The sequence below is a fragment of the Pseudoalteromonas sp. Z1A6 genome (genome assembly GCF_011378745.1).
GTDB classification, from domain to species: Bacteria; Pseudomonadota; Gammaproteobacteria; order Enterobacterales; family Alteromonadaceae; genus Pseudoalteromonas; species Pseudoalteromonas arctica.
In genome coordinates this window covers 1-4,991 of the sequence record NZ_WTKW01000302.1, presented here as the reverse complement: position 1 = coordinate 4,991, position 4,991 = coordinate 1, and the positions used below count along the sequence as shown (strand labels likewise).

Genomic DNA, 4,991 nt, shown 5'->3' with positions numbered 1-4,991 from the left:
CTTTACAGTTTTTATCTATTCGTATTTTGTTACAAAATAATTGTATTTTTCAATCTAAAAAACTAAGTGAGCATCACCCTAAAAATACGGTACTTGGTCGCTAATTTATTGAAGCTAACTGGTATATTTGTCAAAGTACGCTCACAAAATTATATTAGGACTAACAATGAAAAAAATAGGTCTTACGCTAAGTGCTTTTGTATTGCCGTTCGCAATATCGAGTGCAGCTATGGCGTCTTCGGTTGAGCAAACAAAAGGTTCTTTTGTTGATAAATTTCGTCAATTAGACGAAGCACTTCCTACACCCAATGTTTATCGTAGTGCCGCTGGCGAACCAGGTGAAAAATACTGGCAGCAACGTGTAAATTACGATATTGATGTGAAGCTAGATGAAAAAAAGCACCGCATTACTGGTAGTCAAAGCATTGAATATAAAAATAACTCACCACATACGCTTAAATATTTATGGTTACAGTTAGATCAAAATATTTTTAAAAGCGATTCTATTGCCGAAACAACAAAAACATTTAAAAGCACTTTAGAAAGCCTACCAGCTCAAAAGCCCGCTAAATTAAGTTTAGGTGAATTACGTCGCCAGCAATTTATGAGCGACAACGAACTGGGTTATACAATCAGTGGCGTAAAAGATGACGATGGTAAAGAACTACGCGTAACTGTAGTTGATACCTTAATGCGCATCGATTTAAACGAGCCATTAAAACCAGGTAAAGAAGTAGAATTTAGCATGAACTTTGCCTTCAACATTGTTGAAGAAGATGCAGTGGGTGCACGTTCTGGTTACGAGCACTTTGAAGAAGACGGCAACGACATATTCTTAATTGCTCAGTGGTTTCCTCGTTTAGCGGCTTATACCGATTACGAAGCATGGACAAACAAGCCGTTTTTAGGCTCAGGTGAGTTTACGCTTGAGTTTGGTGATTACGATGTTGAGATTACTGTTCCGGCAGATCACATTGTATCGGCAACAGGTAAACTTGATAACGCGAGCAAAGTACTTACGAGTACTCAGCGTAAACGTTTAAAGCAAGCCGAAACATCTAAGCGTCCTGTGTTTATTGTTAACGCAGAAGAAGCGCTAGAAAACGAAAAAGAAGGCACCGACAAAACTAAAACGTGGCACTTTAAAGCGCAAAACGTACGTGACTTTGCTTGGGCGTCGTCTCGTAAGTTTATGTGGGATGCAAAGGGTTATCAGCAAGGTGGTGACGTTCAACCTTTAGTTATGGCAATGTCGTTCTTCCCTAAAGAAGGTGGTGACTTATGGGAGAAGTACTCAACTGAAGCGGTAGTACACACAATGGAAGTGTACTCTAAGTATTCTTTTGACTACCCATACCCAACTGCGCAATCGGTAAATGGCCCTGTTGGCGGTATGGAATACCCAATGATTACCTTTAACGGCCCGCGTACTAAGTTACAAGATGATGGTACACGTACTTATTCTCAAGCTGAAAAGCGCTTTTTACTTGGCGTAGTTATTCATGAAGTGGGTCATATTTACTTTCCAATGATTGTTAACTCAGATGAGCGCCAATGGACGTGGATGGATGAAGGCTTAAATAGCTTTTTAGATGGCGTTGCTGGTCGTGAATGGGATCCTACTATTCCTTGGGGTGTTGAGCCTCGCGATATAGTGAGCTACATGAAGTCTGAAAACCAAGTACCTGTTATGACTCAGTCAGACAGTGTATTACGCTTAGGTCCTAATGCTTATACTAAACCTGCAGCAGCCCTTAATATTTTACGTGAAGTAATTTTAGGCCGTGACTTATTCGACTTTGCATTTAAAGAGTATGCTCAGCGCTGGAAATACAAGCGCCCTACTCCAGCTGATTTTTTCCGTACAATGGAAGAAGCCTCTGGTGTTGATTTAGATTGGTTTTGGCGTGGCTGGTTTTACACCACAGACCATGTAGATATCTCTTTAGATAAAGTATATCAACTACGTTTAGACACTAAAAACCCTGATATTGATTACAGCCGTTTACGTGATATTGAAGCAGACAAACCTACTTCATTATTTGTTGAGCGTAACCGCGCACAAGGTAAAAAAACATGGGTTGAGAAAAACTCTGATGTTACCGATTTTTATGACGAAAACGACCGTTTTACTGTAACCAATAAAGAACGTAACTCGTACAATAAGTTTTTAAAAGGCTTAGAGCCGTGGGAGCGTAAAACGCTTGAGCGTGCTTTAGAAGAAGATAAAAACTATTACGTTATGGAATTTTCAAACCTTGGTGGTTTGGTAATGCCTATTTTATTAGAGCTAACATATGAAGATGGCACTAAAGAAGAGCGCTATATTCCTGCTGAAATTTGGCGTCGTAATTATAAAAACGTTCAGAAGCTGATTGTTACCGATAAAAACAAACCGCTTGTATCAGTTACTGTCGATCCAGGCTGGGAAACAGCTGACGTAGATGTTGAAAACAATAACTACCCTCGTCGTATTATTCCTTCACGTATTGAAGTATTTAAAAAGGAAAAGAGTAAAGCTAAAGTAAGTCGCGATATCATGCAAGATATTAAAACTGAGCTTAAAACTGATGAGAAGAAAGACGAAAAGGATGACGGTGAGGAGCAGCAATAATGCGCTTTTTGCTTATTATTGTTTGCCTTTTAGTTGCTGCGCCAAGTATGGCGCATCAACTAAAGTCGTCAGTTACAACCGTGCTTTTTAATAAACGAACGCATAATGTTGAATTAATGCATCGCTTTTATTTACATGATACCGAACACGCCGTAGGAACATTGTTTAAAGGCAAAATTGATATTATTAGTAATAAAGCCGACCAACAACGTTTTGCTAAGTATGTTGAATCGCATGTTGCTCTACAAACATTAAGTGGTGAGCCTTTAGCGCTTAACTTTGTGGGAGCACAAGTTGATGGTAAGTTTTTTTGGGTTTACCAAGAAGCACCAATTCCTGAAAATATTGAAGGAATTAAAATGAGTAATGGCGCACTTCGTGATTTATGGCCATCTCAGGTAAATATGGTAAACGTTGAGGGCAAAGGTAAGATTAAAACTTTAAACTTTGCTCAAGATGATACTTGGCTCGAAGCCCGCTTTGAGCAAAATTAATATTTAAAACTTCCCCAACCGACGCGCACAGCAGTTGTTTATGTGCGCGTTTTCTTCATACGTTTAAACTGCGTTCATGTTTGATCTGTTATTTGTAAATTTACGTAAAATTTATGAGTTCAATTTGTATATTTACCTTTTTTTGCGCATGATATATCAAGCACTTAAATTACTTTGTTATCAATAGATTGATAATGGTGCGTATTAATATTTAAATATAGTTAGTTTCATTTATCCCTTTGTATTTACCGGCCTAGGGCATAAGCAGTAGAGAATTTTATGTTTAAATTTCATTTAGTAATAACTAAATTCAGGGAATGATATGACTACTCAGGTTGAGGCTATTTTTGGAGTGATTTTTGATTTAGATGGAACATTGGTTTCATCAGAATTAGATTTTGCATTAATAAAGGCCCAAATAGGTTGCCCTTGCGAGCAAGACTTACTTGATTACATTGCTCAGTTGCCCTCACCGTATATGCGTGAAGAGGCAATGAATATAGTTCACCAACACGAATTAATAGATGCACAACATGCCAGTATATTACCTGGTGTGAGTGAAGCTATTCATGCTTTAAAGTCTAAAAATATTCCGATGGCGATTGTTACTCGCAATTTTGATAAAGCAGCGGCAATTAAATTACAAAATAATCCACTTCCTATCAGCACGGTTTTAACGCGAAGTGATGCACCAGCAAAACCCGACCCGAGCGCTTTAAATGCCATTGCTACACTTTGGAACATTAACGCCAGAAATTTACTTTATGTAGGCGATTACCTTTACGATATTCAAGCTGCGCATAATGCAAACATGCGAGCATGTTTATATGCTCCTGAGTCAACGCCAGCCTATGCAGACCAAGCTGATTACGTTTTACATGACTTTGTTGAATTAGTGACATTGGTTGAAAGTTATTCTAAAAAAATAGAATTATGTTAAATAGCGTGCTATTAAATTTATTCTGAAATAAGTATGTAGTTATAAAAGTTTTTATTAATCAAGTTTTGCCCATTGCGGAGCTAGCCCAATACGTTTTGAATTGGTAAAATACCGCAAAACGTAACGTATTCATTAGGGGCACAAAATGGGCAGAGCATTTGTAGTTCGTCAAAGTTCTATGATCAAAACAGCCAATGCAAAAACAAAAGTAAACTCAAAGTATGGTAAAGAGATTTACGTTGCAGCAAAAAGTGGTGATCCCGATCCCGAAGTAAATCAAACACTACGCCGTCTAATCGAAAAAGCTAAAAAAGACCAAGTACCAGCACACGTTATTGAAAAAGCAATTGAAAAAGCAGCCGGTGGCGCAGGGGAAGATTACTCTGTTGCCCGTTACGAAGGCTATGGTCCTGGTAATTGCATGGTTATAGTTGACTGTTTAACTGATAATCCGAACCGTACAATTAAAGATGTACGCTTACCGTTTACTAAAACAGACTCAAAAATTGGTACTCCTGGCTGCGTAGCACATATGTTTGATCATTATGCGGTACTTGGCTTTGCGGGTGATGACGACGAAATAGTATTAGAAGCATTAATGATGGCTGATGTTGATGTTAGCGATGTTGAAGCCGAGGACGGTAAAGTGTCGGTATTTGCACCGCCAACAGAATACTTTAAAGCTAAAACAGCCCTTGAAGACGCATTTGAAGGCATTAACTTTGAAGTAGACGAAATTACGTTTATTCCTCAAGTTAATATTGAAATTGAAGACGAAGAAGTTATTGCTAACTTTGATAAGTTTATAAATATGCTTGAAGATTGTGACGATGTACAAAATATTTATCACAATGCCATTGTAAAAAATTAGATTTAATTAGCTAAAGCTTTAAAAAGCGTGTTTTGTGTATGCAAAACACGCTTTTTTACGTTTGAATAAATG

Annotated in this window: 4 protein-coding genes; all 4 read left to right on the top strand. The window is 37.9% G+C overall.

Going from position 1 to position 4,991, the window contains the following annotated elements:
* Positions 1–166 precede the first annotated feature (166 nt).
* On the top strand, positions 167–2,614 hold the full coding sequence (locus GQR46_RS15880; RefSeq protein ID WP_024592705.1) for a M1 family metallopeptidase: 2,448 nt from the start codon (positions 167–169) through the stop codon (positions 2,612–2,614).
* Positions 2,614–3,108: a DUF6702 family protein gene (locus GQR46_RS15875; protein WP_165741442.1), complete on the top strand. Its 495-nt coding sequence runs from the start codon at positions 2,614–2,616 to the stop codon at positions 3,106–3,108. Before GQR46_RS15880 ends, GQR46_RS15875 begins: the two co-directional genes overlap by 1 nt.
* A 322-nt stretch (positions 3,109–3,430) precedes the next feature.
* Positions 3,431–4,048 (top strand): HAD family hydrolase, encoded by a 618-nt coding sequence (locus GQR46_RS15870; protein ID WP_165741440.1) that lies wholly within the window; start codon positions 3,431–3,433, stop codon positions 4,046–4,048.
* Positions 4,049–4,193: 145 nt separating this feature from the next.
* Entirely contained in the window at positions 4,194–4,919 is a 726-nt protein-coding gene (locus GQR46_RS15865) for a YebC/PmpR family DNA-binding transcriptional regulator (protein WP_165741439.1), read from the top strand.
* Positions 4,920–4,991 lie beyond the last annotated feature (72 nt).